The sequence below is a fragment of the Thauera sp. ZXT1-4 genome (genome assembly GCF_052598215.2).
In genome coordinates, this window is the sequence record NZ_JBQWSN020000023.1 from 37494 (window position 1) to 54745 (window position 17252).

Consider the following 17252-nt stretch of genomic DNA (forward strand, 5'->3'; position numbering starts at 1 on the left):
CGCCATGTGGTACCTCGTCGTCATCGTGGTGGCGGCGCTGGTTTCGGTCGCACTCGCGCCGAAACCGCCCGAACCCAAACCGGCATCCCTGTCTGACGTCGATGCCCCCACCGCAGAAGAAGGCCGACCGATCCCGGTCGTGTTCGGCACCGTGCTGCTGCGCGGCTCCAACGTCGTCTGGTATGGCGATCTCGAAGCCGATCCGATCAAGAAGAAAGGTGGCAAGAAATGACCACGCAGACCGTCATCACCATCGATCACGTGCGCGCCGTGGGCCTGTGCGTAAACGGCACGCGTACGTGGTTTGCGCGTCACGACCTGGATTTCCGCGCCTTCCTGCGTGAAGGCTGTGACGCCGAAACCTTGCTGGCCACCGGCGATGCAATGGCCCAACGTGTGGTCGAGCACGCCCGCAATCAATCCAGCCAGCGGGAGCAAGGCTGATGGGTGGCAGCAGCAAATCGCAAACCGTTGGCTACCGCTACCGGATGGGGCTGCATCTGGCCTTGTGCCAGGGGCCCGTCGATGCCGTGCAGGAAATCCAGATGGGCGACCGTACCGCGTGGGGTGATGCCGACCGCGCGCCGCTGTCCTCCGGCCACGGGCTGACCAGCCTGAGCATCAACAAGCCAACCCTGTTTGGCGGCGACGAGCGCGAAGGCGGCGTGGTCGGCACCATCGATGTGCTTTCTGGTCATGCCGGGCAAGGACGCAACGACTATCTGATGAGTCGCCTCGGCAGTTCCATTCCGGCATTTCGGGGCGTGTTGTCCTTGGTGGCGCGCAAGATCCTGTTCTCAGCCAACAACCCGTACATCAAGCCGTGGGCGGTACGGGTGCGTCGCTTCAATTCCGGTTGGCATGATCACGCGTGGATGGGGGATTCCGAAGTCCGCACCTGGGATGAGGACGAAGGCCGGGAAATCAGCGTCGGCATGAACCCGGCGCACATCCTGGTGCAGTGCCTCACCGATCCGCATTGGGGCATGGGCTATCCGCAGAGCACCATCGGCTGGAGTTTCTGGAACGCAGCGTGGGCCCTGTCGAGCGAGGGCTTCGGCCTCAATTTGATCTGGACACGGCAGCAGCCCATTGAGAGCTTCATCGGCCAGGTCATCGACCACATCGGCGGCATTCTCTACACCGACCCGGAGCAAGGAACGTTTGAGCTCAAGCTGCTGCGCGACGACTACTGGATCGACAGCCTGCCGCAGTTGGGGCCTGACGAAATCGTGCGGTTGGAACGCTTCGAGCGCGCCCAGTGGGGCGAGTTGCCCAACGAATTAACGGTGGTCTACACCGATTGGCAGACCGGCGGTGATGCTGCCGTCACGGTCGAGAACCTGGCCGCCATCCAGTTGCAGGGCGGCGTGATCAATCAACGCCGCGACTACCCGGGCGTCAACTACGGGCCACTGGCCGCGCGGCTGGCCTTGCGTGACCTGCGCGCCTTGGGTTCGCCCTTGGCCCGGATGAGTCTGACGGTGGCACGCGACACGCTGGAGCGTGCGCCGCTGCCGGGTGACGTATTTCTGCTGAACTGGCCGCGCTTGGGTGTGGATCAGATGGTGGTGCGCGTCACCGGCATCGACACCGGCACCTTGGGCGCGGCCGAGTGGCGCATCGAAGCCATGGAGGATGTGTTCGGGATGAGCAACACCGTGCTGTCGCCCCCGCCACCGCACGTCGAGGAGCCGACCATCGCACCTTTGCCGCCCGCTTTGGCGCTGGCCGTCGAGGTGCCGTATTGGGAACTGGCCCGGCGCTTGTCGCGCGCAGATCTGGCCTACCTGACCGACACGGACACCTATCTTGGTGCGCTGGCCGCTGCCGGTGGCACCGGGCAGTTGAATTGGCAGATGGCCACTGGTGCATCCAGTGGCGACCTTGCTGCCGTCGTGGGCGAGGACTACGCGCCACTGCTCACGTTCGATGCAGCCTTGCCTGCGAGCGAGGTCGATGCTGTCGGTATTCCGGTGACGGCCATCAGCCATTTGGTGCGACTGGCCGAGGGCGACTACGCCTATCTGGTCGATGCCAGCGGTGCCATCACCGAAGCAGTTGCCGTTCTGGCCTTCGACGCAGCCAATGCGACCATCGATCTTGCACGCGGCGTGCTCGACACCACACCCAAAGCGCATGCATCCGGCACGCGGCTGATCGGTGTCGGCGAATGGCTGGCATCCGAAGGTGCGGAGCGGGCCCCGGGCGAGTCGGTGTTCGTGGGCGCGATTCCTCGCACGTCAACTGATCAGAGCGATCCTGTGCTGGCCGCCAATGGGCAGCCGATGGTGCTGACCGGTCGGCAGGCTCTGCCGTATCCACCCGGCCGCATACGCCTCAATGGCCAGACCGAGCCTGCCGTGGTGGCCGGTGACCTCACCGTCGCGTGGGCACATCGTGACCGCATTCAGCAGACCGCCTACCTCGTGCAGCAAGACGAGGGCGATATCGGGCCGGAACTGGGCGTGACCTACACGCTGCGTATCCGCAATCGCAACGGCGTGCTGGCGCACACCGAAACGGGACTGCTCGGCACCATCTACATCTGGACAATGGCCGTGGCCGCGCTGGATGCCGGTGTGCTGGGCGACCGCATCACAGTCGAAATCAGTGCCGAGCGCGATGGTTTGAGCAGCTGGCAGCCGCAGGTGCGAGTCATGGATCGCGCGGGCTACGGCCTGCGCTGGGGACAGTATTGGGGAGGTGCGTGATGGAGCTGCGCATCGATGTTCATCTGCTCACCCTGAACGAGTCTGCCGAATGGCGTGAGGCCTGCATCGCCAGCCTCGAGGACGCACCGATCCATTTGCACGTTTTGCCCGGCATTCCGGGGCGTATCGGCGAGGCACGCGCGGCAGGCTATGCACAAGGCACGCTGCCGCTGGTGTCCTTCGTCGATCCCGACGACCTGTACGAAGCGAACGCCTTCACACAGTTGGCCGATGCGCTGGATGCCTGCCCGCAGGCCGTGATGGCCTACACCGACGAAGCACTGACCGACGAAAACGGCCAGGACATCGCGGTACGGCGTCTGGCCTACAGCCGTTGGCAACACGCCAACAGCGCCAGCCACGTTCACGGCCTGATCGTGATGCGCCGATCTGCCGTGGAAGCCGTGCTCAAGGAAACCACCGACCTCAACAACTTTGCCGACTGGCTGCTGACCCTGCTGGTGGCCAAACGCGGCGGCGTGCTGTACCTGCCCATCGTCGGGCGTCACTGGCGGCAGCATCCGCAGCAAAGCCACCGCACCGGCGACCCGGAAGCAGTCCGGCACATTCGCCAAGCATCGAACCTCTGGAGATAGACCATGTCATCGACCGACCCGAACCTTGGGCTCAACTACGGCTGGACGCTCGGCGAGAGCGGCTGGGACACAGGCATGGACGCCAACCTCAAGCGCCTCGGCGCGGTGGTCGGCCTATACGTGAAAGACCGCGACCTGACCACGCCACCTGCCAGCCCCGCCAACGGCGACCGCTACATCGTGCCTGCGGCTGCCACGGGCGTGTGGGCGGGAAAAACCAACCAGATCGCGGTGCGCATTGCCGATGCCTGGGAGTACCACGCGCCCAAGATCGGCTGGCTTTGCTACATCGAGGACGAGGCCAAGCTCTCGGCCTACAAGTCCACCGGCTGGAGCGCAGGCATCGCCATCTGATTTTCCATCTTCGTACCCACCAGAAACCCGCCCATGAGGCGGGTTTCGCATTTCTGGAGACTGCTATGACCGAACCCGAACGACAACAGCCTGCGCTCGTCGAGAACATGCTGCTCTTGCGACGCGAGGACTTCGACGAACTGCTGGACCGCGCCGCTGAACGCGGAGCCGAGCGTGTCCTGACCCACCTTGGCCTGGAAAACGGCCACGCCGCACGCGACATCCGCGAACTACGCGACCTGCTGGAAGCCTGGCGTGATGCCCGACGCACGGCCTGGCAGACCACCGTCAAGGTCATCACCACCGGCATCCTGGCCGCGCTACTGGTCGGTGCCGCCATAAAGTTGAAACTGATGGGAGGCCCGCAATGATCGAGACCTTGCTCGGTGGTCTCCTCGGAGGGGCCTTCCGTCTCGCACCTGAAGTCCTCAAATGGCTCGACCGTAAAGGCGAGCGTGGCCACGAACTGGCGATGCAGGACAAGGCGCTGGAGTTCGAGAAGATTCGCGGTGCGCAACGTATGTCGGAAATCGGAGCAGGTGCCGATGCCGCGTGGAACGTCGGAGCCATTGAGACCCTGCGCGAAGCCGTTCGGACTCAGGGCGAGAAAACCGGCATGCGCTGGGCCGATGCCTTGTCTTGCAGCGTGCGCCCCGTCATCACCTACTGGTTCATGGCGCTGTACTGCGCCGCCAAGACCGCCGCATTCGCGGCGGCTGTCACTGCTGGCACGGGCTGGGGAACGGCCATCCTGCACGCTTGGACGGAAGCCGATCAGGCGCTATGGGCCGGGGTGCTGAACTTCTGGTTCCTCGGGCGCGTGTTTGACCGGGGGCGGCCGTGATTGAGGTGCCAAAAGCGGCTATCGAGCTGGCCAAGCGCTTTGAGGGATTCGAGCGCAAGGTGAAGCGCGGAATCGAGATCACCGCCGTCCCCTACGTTTGTCCCGCAGGCTTCTGGACGATTGGCTACGGCCATCTGTGCAAACCAGATCACCCACCGATCACGGAGACGGAAGCCGAGGTCTATCTCGCGCGCGACCTCCAATCGGCACTCGCCGCCACGCTGCGCTACTGCCCGGTGCTGGCCACCGAACCGGAGAACAGGCTCGCCGCCATCGTGGACTTCACGTTCAACCTTGGCGCGGGGCGCTTACAGACCTCAACGCTGCGTCGGCGCATAAATCAGCGGGACTGGACAGCCGCTGCGAGTGAGCTGCGCCGATGGGTCTATGGTGGCGGGAAAGTGCTGCCGGGACTCGTCACGCGACGCGAGGCTGAGATCGCTTGGCTGCTTCGCAACGCCTGACTATAGACACGCGCGGAAGAGCTTGGCTTCATCCACGAACAGCGCGTTCATGTCATCCACGCCACCAAGGAGTAATAGCCATGAGTAACCGATTCAAACGCGCCGTCATTGACGACTTGATCTCGCGCAACATCAATGCCAGCCAGCAGGACTATCTGCTTGATCTATTCGAGTCGGCCATGAAGTCGGTAGCCACCACGCTAGTGCGCGAGGCCAAGTTCGACACGTCAGATTTCGCCACGGCAAAAACGCGGGGCTGCGAAGGCTTTGCACTAGTCTTGAGCCGGGCTCGCTCCGACTCACGCACTGAGTGGCTTGGTAAGTTTCAATGTGGCGAACAGCACCTCGATGTCATTGGTCATCTTGAGTAAAGACCATCACTCCGTGGTTTCTGGCACATCCCAATCAGCCAGCCGAGCTTCGCCCGTTTGATAGAACTGCTTCACCAGCTTCACGTATTCCAGAAAATCCCTGTTCTCCGTGGCCAGTCGATTGGCCATATCCCAATCGATCTCGTCCCTTTCACGGGCCGGAATCAAGACCTGACTTTCTGCCGGGTTGTCGGCATCCAGTTTGATCAGGCCGATGCCGTGCGCAGCGAATAGCATTCGCAGCTCCTTGAGCGTGTCCTGCCCCTCGATCTCCGCCGCGACCAAATAGCCAAAATTCGCCCACGACGAGTTCGAGACGGCCTGGAAAAAGCATTCGCGCACATTAGACCGGTTGATCAGCAACTTGGCCTCGAATGACCACAGCTTTGTCCGCTTGTCTGAATACTGGTTCACGCAGTCCCGCACCTCCTGGTGCCAGTCCGCGCCCAAATCCTCCATCCCGACCACGTCCGGATACAGCCAGCGATTGCCGTTCGGTCCTCGCTTGTTCGATGAGCGCTTCTCGTCAATGCGCTTTGAGTAAACTCCAAACTCCTCCCACAGATACAGCGAAAGCAGCGGGTAGAGCGCGTGCTCTCCCTGCGACTTTCCACTTGCGTCTGCAACCGGAGTGGCAATCACGCTCTCGACCGCAGCCACTTCAGCGACATCAGACATTGTCGAGTAGTAATACTTGCGTGGCCGCCCCTCGGTCGTCTTTAGCTCCGGGTTACGTTTCTGCAAGCGAGGTCGCTGAGAACTGATCTCCGCAACCAGTTGTTGAACCAAGTCAGCATCGGTCTTGATGTAATCGCCCCGGCTATTGGATCGCTTCTCTTGGCATTCGGCAGGATAGGTTTCAAAAATCCACTCGGCGATCTGTCGAGCGGAGAACTTCTGTTCAGGATGCGTGGCCAGGTAGTCCACAACCACTTTGCCAAGGTTCAGTGCCATCTATGTTTCCCCAATCCTCTTTGTTCTCAAGCCGGGACAGCGTTCAAGTTGTCGGCCCGGGATTTACTTGATATGTCCTGAATGAAAGCGACGCCGAATGCTGGCGAAGCTGGCAGCATGAGTTGGCGCTTCGTGAGGCAAAACGGCAGCACCCAAAGCCGCATCCCATTCGCCTTCGGGAATTCGAAGACAGGCAGCGGTTCTGCAAAGGCGTCCGTCTTGGGATAGATCAATACGATGTCTCCGTTGCCGTCCAGGTAGTGATGACCATAGGCGTACAGCTGGTAGAAATCGGCCTGGCTGAGTTGATATTTCTCTCGCCCGTTCTTTTTCGCTGAATCCAGTAGCTTCCACTTCGTGTCCAATACCAATCGTGTGGTTTGCTTCTGCTTGACCAATAAATCGGGCTTCAAGCGGAACCATCGCTGAGTGTCGTGCGCAACGAGGTGCTGACTGCTTGCCTGCGCCTTCAAGACGAAGTCATCGCGTAACTGCCTCGCCAAGTGCTTCTCGACATATGCCTCAAACACGGCCTCCATCGGAAATAGCAGCGAAGGGGCGTGATGCTTTCCCATCCCAGAGATGGGGCTGAGGCCCTTCAGGATCAGCTTCGCCCAGTCTAGTGCCGACTCGTAGTAGCCCATGCCTCGATCCAGCCTGATACGCTGAATGTCCTGGGCAACATCAACTGATAGTGGAACTTCCGCGAAGACGAAACCGAGTTCGCGCGCGACTCGCTGGTTCTCCTGTGACCGGCAAAGGGTCAGCACATGGCGAAGCGCCGTGTGAATCAGTCTGTTCTCTGCGCGGTCCTGCGAAAACTCGTCATGCTCGGTGAAGAATCGATCTCTCCTGACCAGATTCTGGGAGATCTGTCGAGCTACCAACAACCGGCCACGAAGTGCAAAAAGGTTATCCTGTCGCGCGACATAGTCACTGCGCAGTCCGCGTTTGACCAGCGAACCGACGGCCATCAGGAACTGCTGGATGAACACCTCCAGGAGAGGCATGCGTTCCGCGACCAAGTCCGCGTTGGCTGTTCTGATGTGTCGAAACCCGGCCAGGCACTTCAACATCTCGATCAGGAGCGCACGCGCCTGCTCAGGCGAAGTATCCCTTCCGGTCTTTGGCAGTACCTCGATCTGATATCCGCAAGGGGCGCGAATAACGCCGACATAGCTGGTGACCTGTATGGCCCGCTGGCCATTCAATTGGGTCGGCTTGAGCCAGCTAGGGGCATCTTCATCACTTCTAAGGGACTGTGTGTCCAGCCATGCGAAGACACGCTTGGGCACAGCAAGCCCGACCGCTCCGGCCTTTGCTTCGACGAGCTTGTCGAACTCAAAGATCGTGAGGGAATTCATCCGGCGGTCACGTCAGGTTTGGCTGCATATATGCCGACATACGCCTCTGGCGCATCAAGAGCAGCAGCGTTCAACTGGTAGCGAGAACGAATCGCGTACTGATCCAGCTCGTGCTCACGACCGAAGAGTGCCAGCAGATCCTCCTCGCGACCGATTTCGTGCACGAACTGATGCTCCTGCTTCGGCTTCTGGTTATCGCCCAGGACCAGTCGAATCTTCTGCCAGTCCTCGAAAAAGTATTCCTCCAGCAGCGGAATGATCTTGTTCCGGAACACGGTCTTCAGCTCGCTGAAGCGATCTTCATCTTTCAAGTCTTTGATGCGCGTGAAGTAGGCATGCCCCACCGTGTGGTCGCGGTCGTAGAGGGCCTCGATCCGCTTGTTGAGCATGATCAGTAACTGCTCGATGTTGATGCTCACGCCGTTGTGGGAGACGATGGTGCCCGCCAGAACCGAGGGCTTGGGCATTGATTCAACGAACTCGAATCGACGGCGAAGCGCTGTGTCGACCAGTGCCAACGATCGGTCTGCCGTGTTCATCGTCCCGATTAAATCAACGTTCGAAGGCACGCTGAAACTTTCTGCGGAGTACGGCAGCGTCACGGAGACGGGATACTTCGCGCCCTCGCGCTTGTCCACTTCCACGAGTGTGATGAGCTCGCCGAAGATCTTGCTGATGTTCCCGCGATTGATCTCATCGATCACCATCGCGTATTGCCGCGACGGGTTCTTCCGCGCCCGGTCACACAACCTCAAGAAAGCCCCTGGTTTGATCTCATAACGTACCTCACCATCCGACGCGGCGGCTGCCTCAGTGTCTGCTGCACGTTTCCTGCCACGCTTGGTGATGACAGGGCGCAGGCCCTCAACGAATTCCTCGTACCCGTAGGACTGATGGAAGGTGACGAACTCGTAGCGCTCGCCATACTCGGCATCGGTGTAGTCTTTCTCGAGCAAGGCCTGCAAATCGAATGTCTTGCCGGTACCAGGCGGGCCATAGTAGATGACGTTCTTTGGCGGCTTGTCGCTTTTGGGCTCGTCTTCAATGTCGTAGTCATCGGGCCAGTAGCCGTTGCGCCCCGCACGCGGTCCGAGCTTGGCTGGCCAACTGCCTTCGTCTTTGTCGGCTGCTTCGAAGAGCTGAACCAGCTCGCTGGTGAGATCGGTAGACTCCAGCTCATCCAGCCCGGCAAAGGCAGACCAACTGACCCGGATGCCATCCTTGCGCAAGAACAGCCATCCGACGGGGCCGCCTTTGACCGCTCCCTTTTCCTTGCGTCCGAAGCGCAGCTGGCTGTTTGTGGCCCGGGTGAACCACCAGTCCAACCCCATCTCGTTGACTGCACGGGCAAGTCGCCCGAATAGCTCTGTCGTCGTGGCGGTCCATAGTGGTTGCCGTTCGACAAAGTCCTCGTGTCCCTGGAAGTGCGCCAGCAGGCTTTCGTTGTCGGCATCAGCAGACAGTCCCAACTGCTCTGCAACTTCGTCGTAGGTGATCTTGAAGTTCTTGATGGCCTCCGCACTCCATTCAACCAACGCGGTGAAGTCCATTGCCAAACCATCAGCGATGGATTTGATGGCGACAATCGGAGAAGACGTAAAACTGCCCCGGATCTGCTCGTACTTCCGGCGCAATGCGGGATCATCGACTTGTGTGTCAACCAGGTCGATCTTGACCACAAAACCCAAGGCTGCGTCGATGCCCACTGTGTAGGCCAAACCTTTATGGGACCCCTGTTCAGGATAAATACGGGCCCAGTTGTACGCAGTGAACTTGCCGCTCCGGTCTGCAGGCTTGCGGACAGTCTTGGTCCAGCCGTTTTCGAAACTGAGCTGTTGCAGCGCTTCAGCCCACTGCTTGGTGACGTCGTAGGCCTGCCCCAGCTCCTCGTAGACGCGCTGCTGCTCCGGGTTGGTCTTGTCATAGACCGTTCCCTTCCACTTGTTCAGCAGCTTGAAATGGTCATTGTTGAAATAGTTCTGTGCCATCGTCTCAAATCCCTTCTACGTCCATGCCGTGTTCTGCCAACCAGATCTTTCGCCGCTCGAAATCAGGCAGTGCGCGTTCGACCCGCTGCCAGAACTCTGGTGTGTGATGTGGTTGATGCAGGTGCGCCAGTTCATGCACGACCACGTACTCTGCAATGCGCGGCGGCAGCAGGATGGTCTTCCAGTGAAAGTACAGCCAGTCGCCTTTGCCGCATGATCCCCAGCGGTAACCCAGATCCTGCACCTTCACGCCAACAGGCCGGACCTCCATGCGTGCCACATAGTCCTGCACCTTGTCCCACAGCCAAAGCTTGGCCCGGCCGCTGTACCACTGAACCAAATGGGACCGGGCGTTTTCGACCAGGTCGCGGCGCAATAGGAAGCGGCCATTCAGCAGTTTCAAAGCTACATCCTGTTCATCCACCAGCCGCAATCGGTAACTACGACCCAGGTATAGAAATCCCTCGCCATCGACGTAACTCTTGGTCGGTACTACCTTTTGCAGCCGATCTTTCTCCGCCAGCTTGGTGTAGATCCAGAAGCGCTTTTCCAGCACGAACTCGCGCAGACGTTCCTCTTCGACATCGGGCGGTGCCGACAGCACCAAGTCGCCGTTGCGATCCACGGTGATCTGCAGCGTTCTGCGCCGACTGCTGGGTTTCAGCTCGAAGGAGAGATCGTCTACGGTCAGCATGCTCATGCCTTAATCAACCTCTCATGGTTGGCGCGGGCCAATTCCAGCAAGCGATCCTTGAGGGCTGGCACATCACCTGGCGCAACTAGCCGCGAAGCGCGCAGCGTTTTGAAGATACGCGTCCCCAAAGCGTCCTGAGCCGGCCGCTTGTGCGGCTCCCAGAAGGTGTCGGTCAGTTCGCTGGCAATCATGTCGACCAGCTCCACGGTCAGGTCGCGAATCTTGAGCAGTTGCTCATCCGTCGGGGGCTCGCTCCCCAGCACGGCCTCCAGCAGCATGCGCAGGAACGGCAGGTAATGCTCTGGCATGTCGGCGGGAGCCACATCGTCACTGCTGCTCCCTGCGCGCATTTCGTTGATGATCTTCTGCAATGCGGCAATCAGCTCATCCCACTGATCCGCCAACGTTTTCAAAATCTCACTCAGCCGCTCACTGAGCTTGCGGAACAACACCGGGTCCTCATCCAGATGTTTGCGGATGTGAGAGCGAATGGCGTGCTCCATCTCCGACGCCTTGGCGCGGTCATTCGCCTGGCGCGACAGATGCGTGTCGAACTCCGCGTCGGTCAGTGCAATCGGCGGGATCTTCGGATCGATGCCCAAGGAAATCACATGGTCATCGATCAGCTTGCGGACCTTGGCGCCGACATCCTTGCCGAGAACCGGCGTGTCCTTGTAGCGGTTGCGGGCTCGGGCGTAGATGTACGAGAGGGTTTTGGCGTCTTTGGAGAAGGGCAAGCCTTCCGGGCGCGGCAACACCATGTCCAGCGAACCAAGGAACTGCTTGAGCTTGACGGTGAACTCTGCACGCAGTCGTTCGTCCGCCAGCACTTCAACGCAAGTCTCCACGTCATCCAGTGACTCGATGTCACGGCTGCGGAACAGGTCCACCACACGCAGGTGCCGATCGCGCAGCGCTGGCACTTCGTCTTTCAGGCTCTGCAATGCCCCCTGAATGTCCTCGTCAGCGTAGGCGGCCAGGGCTTCCTTCAGGTGTTGGGCGACGCCGTAGTAGTCAACCACGATGCCGCAGCGCTTGCCGAAGCCGGTGCGGTTCACGCGAGCAATGGCCTGCAGCAACTCTGCCTCGCGGATCGGCCGATCGAGATACATCACGCCTTCAATCGGCGCATCGAAGCCGGTCAACAGCATCGACTTCACGACCAGGAAAGCCAGCGCGTCGGTCTTCTCCGGCTTGGTGTGGAACAGCGGTTTCTTGAAGCGCTTGATCCGCGTCTCGTTGGCCGCCGCTTCGGTCCACTGTTTCCACGCCGGATCATCGTTGTTGCCACCGGAGATCACTGCCGCGAACTCGATTTTCTTCAGCGTGTCGCGATAGCGCCAGGCCTGCACGATGGCTTGCACCTTGGGCGGACGCTGACACAGCGTTTCGTCGTCCAGCGCCTTGTCTTCGGGTGGAAGCGCTTCGGCCTCGGCCAGCAATTCGGCCCTGGCCGTTTCAAACGCTGCCACGTAACGCACTGCCGCCAGGCGGCTGTAGGCCACCACCTGCGCTTTGTAGCCATTGGGCAGAATGTTGGTCACGTAGTGGCGCAGCATGTCGCGCGCCTTGTCCGCGATCAGCAGCGGGGCGTCGAAGATCTGGCCCTTGGTGGCGTACTTCTGCTTGATCGCCTCCAGTTCTTCCGCGCTGCGCTCGCGGAACAAGTCCTCGAACAGCTCATCCAGACTGGCCCCGTCTTTGACCGCACCCTGCGCGGTGCGCCCCTCGTACAGCACGGGTACTGTCGCACCGTCTTCCTCGGCCTCTTTGATCGTGTAGCGGTCAATGAATTCGCCGAAGATCTCGTGGGTGCGTTTCTTGTCACCCATGATGATCGGGGTGCCGGTGAAGCCGATACGTGCGCAGTTGGGTAGCCCCGCCAGCAGATTGGCATGCAGGTCACCCGCCTGAGTGCGGTGCGCCTCATCTACGAGCACGAGGATGGTCTCGTCCTCGTTCAAAACTTCAAACGTCTTTGTCGAAGGCTTTGCTACATAGGCCGCCGCCGCTGGCTCCTTCACCCCCATCTGTCCGTCGTGCCAGCCTTCTGGAATGTCATCCTCGGTCAAGCCCGGCTCACCGGCGGCATCTGGGTCGCGGTACTTCTGGATGGTGGCAAACAGCAGCCCCGGCCCTTTGCGGCGCACCAGCTTCTGCACGGCCACTGTGGACGTGGCCACCTCAACCACTTCGCCGGTCAGCGTTGCCGTGGCGCTGAGCTGGTCCTGCAGGTCTTTGCGGTCTGTAACCACCACCACTTTGAAACGGCGCAGAGTGGCATTCGTTCGCAGCTTGCGCACCAGGAACACCATGGTTAGCGATTTGCCAGAGCCCTGGGTGTGCCAGATCACGCCACCGCGCCGGTCATACTCGCCATCCTGGAGACGGGTCTTTCCGCTCTGCAGGCGTTCGATCGCCTTGTTCACAGCGCGGAACTGCTGATAGCGACAAGCCACCTTGATGGTCTGACCACTGGCCTGCATGAACAGGGTGAAGTGGCGCACGATGTCCAGCAAGTTTGCGCGGGTGAGCATGCCCGCCACTAGGCGCTGCTGCTCCGAAAGCTGCGTCACGCCCAGGCTGGCCGCGACGTCTGCCTCCCGCGCCGGGGCCACCGTCTTCCAGCTTGCAAAGTGCTCGAACAGGCCGCCGATGGTGCCCACGCGCGCCTCGTCAAAGCTGGTCGCGATCAACAGCTGATTGGTGAAGAAGAGCGGCTCGTTGCCCTCGTTGTCTTCCACCTCGTAGTTGGCGTGCCGCTGGTTGCTGTAGCGGCGCAACTGGTCAATCGCCTCGGCCAGCGGTTCCGGGACGGACGGGCTCTTGCACTCGACCACCACCAGCGGAATCCCGTTCACCAGCAACACCAGATCCGGCACGATGAAGGCTTTGCCGCTGTTGTAGCCGGGCGGGCAATCCACGCGGTACTGGTTAACGACCGTGAAGCTGTTGTTCTCGGGAGTGTCCCAGTCGATGAAGCGAATGGTCTGGCCACGTCCACCATCCCAGCCGGGCAGGCCATCAACGGTGATGCCGAGCAACAGCAATTCCGTCGCCGCCTGGTTGGCCTCGATGAGTTTGGGCCGCGCAATGCGGGTGATCGCGGCGACGGCCTCAGACAGGCGTTCATCATCCAGCCAGGGCACGAGCGCCCCATCGACTTCGCGCAGGTTGATTTCGGCCAGCTTCTTGCGCAGCACGCCTTCCTGAATGACTTCGGTGAAGCTGCTACGCCCGGTAACCACAGGGTCGTCAATGCTGCCCTCGATGTGCGTCCAGCCCAGACCTTCCAGTTGCGTGACGAACGGCTTTTCTACGTCTTCAAGTTCCCATCCCATATTCCGGCCCTTTTCTTATTGCGCCAGCAACGGCGTGACCCGGACGCGGCCAGTGAGAAGGTCGTCCATGAGGCCAGCCTTCACCTCCAACAACTTCGCCAGCTCGCAAGACTCCTGTTCAAGCCGTAAGCTCAGGACAGCGTTTCTATTAACGATCTCGCCTTGCTCATCGGGCGTTGGCGTAGGAAATCGCAACGCCATCAAGATCGCGCTATTCGCAACATCTCTGCCGCCAGAATTCACTGTGGCCCGCATTTGCTTTCGTACACGGTCGCTATGCGCGAGTAACAGTTGAAGATAGCCTGGGTGCACCTTCGATCTATTGACTGAAATTCGCATGAAGTTGGAGGACATGATCCATCCCTCTTGCGCCTCATTCACCACCACTGACCGCCCGACATCTGCGACGCGGGAAAATACTATGTCGCCAGGAATCAACTGGTATTCAGAAAGTCTTCGCGCGGTTAGCTCATCAACAAACAGCAGCTCTTCTTCAATGAACCTGCCAATGCCCAGAGAACCGATTGTGACAACCGGCCTTCCAGACTCACGCCAGTGCTCACCCTTCAGCGAAGAACCAAATGGCCCAGTTCGTATTACAGACCTCTCAGCTGGTGCAAAATCTGCGAGTCCGAGCGCTTTCCATGCATTTGGAATCCAGCCGCATGGCGAAACTTTATAAAGCTCCGGCGCCTCCTCGTAGCCAGGACGCAGTTCGCCATTGGCATCCACACCCCGCGTCAGCAGGTCATGCAGCAAGCCCTGTTTGACCTGCTTCAGTTTCTCGACAATGGCCTCGGTCTGGTGGATGGCTGTGTTCAGCGTTGCCAAGATCTCGGCAATTTTCGGTTGCTCGACCTCGGGCGCTTGCGGTACAGGGATTGCGAGGTAGTCCTGAATGCGAATGCCCTTGACCGTTGAGCCAATCGACTGTGCCTCTGCAAAGCGCTGTGTGTATTGCAATAACGAAAGCAGGTAAGCGGAGGTTACGCCTGGGGCTGGGTACAGTGCCTTGACGTCCTGGTTGATGGCCATGGGTACGGTCGGCATCGCTGCGCGGCCGACGGCCATTCGTGTGCATACCAGAGGTGTGCCAGGGGGAATCAAATTGCTCGCGCTGGCGTTCAGTCCTTTCTGGCTGATGGTTTCCTGGGTCGCAGAAATTTGCTCCGCGTCATCAGTGAAATCCTTGACTGACGCCCAAGGAATACCCCCTCCCCAATATGAAGGCACCTGACGTGACGGCGTACCCCCGCCGGTATGAAATGCAATCACCTCGCCTAGGGGCTTAGGTTCAAACATATTTCAGCCCCTTCAAAAACGCCTGTAACTGTTGGGCCGCCTGATCTCGGTCGTGCTCGATCTGGGTGAGTGTGACCTTGTACTTGTCCCACCAGTTTTCAAACGCCGCCACGATTTGCTGACGTTGGTTGGTGATGTAGCGTTCGACGATGCGCTTCATGTCGTCGTGCAAAATGGTGAGCAGCAGCGTGGCGGCTTCCTTAGGCGGAAGCCCATCCACCGCAAGGTTCAGATGGTCGGCAAAGACTTTCTTGCGGTCCGCCAGCTCTTTCTTCACATCCTTGAGGGCATTGCGCAGTTCGTCGAACACGGCGATTTGATCTAGGATGGGCTGCAAGCTGGCTTCGATGGCTTGCAGCTGCTGTGCCTGAACCAGCAGGTCGGCATCCTGTTTGGCAATCTCGGTCTGAAGAGCAGCGATTTCGGTCGCGTTGGCCTGCTGGGTTTTGGGCTTGTCGAGCTTCTTCAGTGCGCTGGCGTTGGCCTTTTTCTCTTTTTCGATGGCCTTCACCACCCGCGCAATCTCTTTGATCTTGGCCTCAAGTTCCTTCTTTTTGGCCTTGAGCTGGGCCTCATCAACGGCATCGTCGTCCTCGGCCTCAGCGGCTTCCGCGTCTTCGCCGCCTTCCTCAGCTGTTGTGTCGTTGGCCTTGATCTGAGCTTCCAACTCGATCTTCTTGGCCTCCAGCCCCTCGATCTCATCCACGAAACCACTCATGAGGAACTTGACCAGCTTGTGTTCCAGCGGGCTTTCTTTCTTGGCTTTGTCTTCCAGCGCAGTGACGATGCTGGTGCGCCAAGCATCGACCACGCCGTGCGATCCTCGTGCCATCAGGGTGAGGAAGTCGTACTTGGACTGGTTCCAGAATCCGGCCACGATGCCACGCACCTGGAAGGGATCAAGCAGGCCAATCTGCTCCAGCGAGGTGCTGAAGCTGGCCAGCAGCTCGTTGCGCAGCGCTACGAAACTTTGTGCTCCTGCCAAATCGGTAATGCGCTGGCTGTGGGCAGCCCACCAAGCCTCGAAAGCTGCGCGGATGTCGGCTTCCTTGGCCTGCAGCCCTGCGTTGGACTCAATGGCCGGTTTGAGCTCGGTCTTCGCGGTGAACGTGGGTTTGAAGTCGTAATAGGTAGCGTCCCGCTTAACGAAGAAGTCCGTCGGGTTCAGGCCGTGTGCATCGAACAGTGCCTTCTTCGCCGGGTGTGCCACCTCGGCCTTGGGAACGCCGCCCAGGAGATGGGCACGCACGTCATGCGGTTCTGGGGGCGGAGCGTTGTCGGCATAACGGCGGATGTTGAGGTTGTAGCCGTTGGCCTTGAGCGTGGCGTTGTCCACGATGGCCGAAAAGCCCGCCTCTTCCTTGAAGGCCTCAAAGGTGGTGACGATCTTTTCGATGTGCTCCGGCATCAGAAAGTTTTGCGCCCGGCCCTCGAAGTATTCGCGGTCGGCATTGATGAACAGCACTTTGCCTTGGCGATCCTTCGGCTTGCCGCTGACTCGCTCTGCCCCGTTCTGCACCCGTTGGCGCAGCACCAGGATGCACGCGGGGATGCCCGTGCCGTAGAACAGGTTGGGGGCGACGCCGATGACGGCTTCCAACAGATCGTTCTCGATCATGCCCGCGCGGATGGTCTTTTCTTCGCCACCCCGGAACAGCACGCCGTGGGGCATGACGGTTGCTATCTGCCCGCCATCGGCCAACACCGCCACCATGTGCTGCAGGAACATCAAGTCCGCCTTCTTGGCACCGAGTGGCACTTCGCCGTAGCTGAAGCGCTCGGAACGGAACTCGGGTGCCCAGGTGGACTGACCGCTCTGGTCTTTGTCGGTGGTGCCCCAGGGGATGGAAAACGGTGGATTGGTGAGGATGCGGTCAAAGCGGCGCAGCTCGCCGCCCTTGACGTGCTGCGGCTTGGCCAGCGTGTCTTCGTTGTGCAAGTCGGCAGTACTGATGCCATGCAGCAGCATGTTCATCTTGGCGATGGACCACACGGTGCCGTTGGCCTCTTGCCCGTACAGGTTGGCCTTGCGGCCTTCCTGACCTTGCTCGTCGATGTATTCCTTTGCCGCGATCAGCATGCCGCCGGAGCCACAGCAGGGATCGTAGATGTGATGGTGCAACTCGGGCTTGATCAGGCGCACCATCATGCTCACGACCGTGCGCGGCGTGTAGAACTCGCCACCTTTCTTGCCGGCGGAGTCCGCAAAGTGGCTCTGTGCCGTTTCCAGTGGAAATTGACTTCTCAACAAACATGATGATCGGTG

General features: G+C 60.1%; 16 protein-coding genes. 9 read left to right on the top strand and 7 right to left on the bottom strand.

The annotated features are described in order from the left end of the window. The first annotated feature begins 4 nt into the window (after positions 1-4). From ACUH78_RS14960 to ACUH78_RS15000, 9 genes are all read left to right on the top strand, one after another. On the top strand, positions 5-232 hold the full coding sequence (locus tag ACUH78_RS14960; protein WP_009521704.1) for a hypothetical protein: 228 nt from the start codon (positions 5-7) through the stop codon (positions 230-232). Next, positions 229-444 carry a hypothetical protein gene (locus ACUH78_RS14965; RefSeq protein WP_172622980.1) on the top strand — a complete coding sequence of 72 codons (216 nt, stop codon included), beginning with the start codon at positions 229-231 and terminating at the stop codon, positions 442-444. Before ACUH78_RS14960 ends, ACUH78_RS14965 begins: the two co-directional genes overlap by 4 nt. Continuing rightward, entirely contained in the window at positions 444-2714 is a 2271-nt protein-coding gene (locus ACUH78_RS14970) for a phage tail protein (protein WP_445333871.1), read from the top strand. The genes ACUH78_RS14965 and ACUH78_RS14970 overlap by 1 nt, the downstream gene beginning before the upstream one ends. Continuing rightward, on the top strand, positions 2714-3310 hold the full coding sequence (locus ACUH78_RS14975) for a glycosyltransferase family 2 protein (protein ID WP_445333872.1): 597 nt from the start codon (positions 2714-2716) through the stop codon (positions 3308-3310). Before ACUH78_RS14970 ends, ACUH78_RS14975 begins: the two co-directional genes overlap by 1 nt. 3 nt (positions 3311-3313) lie before the next feature. Continuing rightward, the gene (locus ACUH78_RS14980; RefSeq protein ID WP_445333873.1) at positions 3314-3664 is read left to right on the top strand and encodes a DUF2793 domain-containing protein; all 351 of its coding nucleotides are present in this window, start codon (positions 3314-3316) and stop codon (positions 3662-3664) included. A 65-nt stretch (positions 3665-3729) separates the two neighbouring features. Beyond that, positions 3730-4035 (top strand): DUF6127 family protein, encoded by a 306-nt coding sequence (locus ACUH78_RS14985; RefSeq protein WP_445333874.1) that lies wholly within the window; start codon positions 3730-3732, stop codon positions 4033-4035. Next, complete coding sequence (locus ACUH78_RS14990; RefSeq protein ID WP_445333875.1) at positions 4032-4508, top strand: hypothetical protein; 477 nt, start codon at positions 4032-4034, stop codon at positions 4506-4508. Before ACUH78_RS14985 ends, ACUH78_RS14990 begins: the two co-directional genes overlap by 4 nt. Then, the gene (locus tag ACUH78_RS14995) at positions 4505-4972 is read left to right on the top strand and encodes a lysozyme (protein ID WP_445333876.1); all 468 of its coding nucleotides are present in this window, start codon (positions 4505-4507) and stop codon (positions 4970-4972) included. Before ACUH78_RS14990 ends, ACUH78_RS14995 begins: the two co-directional genes overlap by 4 nt. Positions 4973-5052: 80 nt before the next feature. Further along, the gene (locus ACUH78_RS15000) at positions 5053-5343 is read left to right on the top strand and encodes a hypothetical protein (protein ID WP_445333877.1); all 291 of its coding nucleotides are present in this window, start codon (positions 5053-5055) and stop codon (positions 5341-5343) included. A gap of 6 nt (positions 5344-5349) precedes the next feature. On the opposite strand, the gene ACUH78_RS15005 is transcribed toward ACUH78_RS15000, so the two are convergent. From ACUH78_RS15005 to ACUH78_RS15035, 7 genes are read right to left on the bottom strand one after another with little or no spacing between them, the layout of a single operon-like run. After that, positions 5350-6297: a COG2958 family protein gene (locus tag ACUH78_RS15005; RefSeq protein ID WP_445333878.1), complete on the bottom strand. Its 948-nt coding sequence runs from the start codon at positions 6295-6297 to the stop codon at positions 5350-5352. 26 nt (positions 6298-6323) lie between these two features. Next, positions 6324-7661, bottom strand: a complete 1338-nt coding sequence (locus ACUH78_RS15010; protein ID WP_445333879.1) for an McrC family protein — start codon at positions 7659-7661, stop codon at positions 6324-6326. Then, positions 7658-9649: an McrB family protein gene (locus ACUH78_RS15015; protein ID WP_445333880.1), complete on the bottom strand. Its 1992-nt coding sequence runs from the start codon at positions 9647-9649 to the stop codon at positions 7658-7660. The genes ACUH78_RS15010 and ACUH78_RS15015 overlap by 4 nt, the downstream gene beginning before the upstream one ends. 4 nt (positions 9650-9653) lie before the next feature. Beyond that, positions 9654-10349, bottom strand: a complete 696-nt coding sequence (locus tag ACUH78_RS15020; RefSeq protein ID WP_445333881.1) for a M48 family metallopeptidase — start codon at positions 10347-10349, stop codon at positions 9654-9656. Continuing rightward, positions 10346-13684, bottom strand: a complete 3339-nt coding sequence (locus tag ACUH78_RS15025; RefSeq protein WP_445333882.1) for a type I restriction endonuclease subunit R — start codon at positions 13682-13684, stop codon at positions 10346-10348. The genes ACUH78_RS15020 and ACUH78_RS15025 overlap by 4 nt, the downstream gene beginning before the upstream one ends. A 15-nt stretch (positions 13685-13699) precedes the next feature. Continuing rightward, on the bottom strand, positions 13700-14986 hold the full coding sequence (locus tag ACUH78_RS15030; RefSeq protein ID WP_445333883.1) for a restriction endonuclease subunit S: 1287 nt from the start codon (positions 14984-14986) through the stop codon (positions 13700-13702). Beyond that, positions 14979-17237 (bottom strand): N-6 DNA methylase, encoded by a 2259-nt coding sequence (locus ACUH78_RS15035; RefSeq protein ID WP_445333884.1) that lies wholly within the window; start codon positions 17235-17237, stop codon positions 14979-14981. Before ACUH78_RS15035 ends, ACUH78_RS15030 begins: the two co-directional genes overlap by 8 nt. Positions 17238-17252 lie beyond the last annotated feature (15 nt).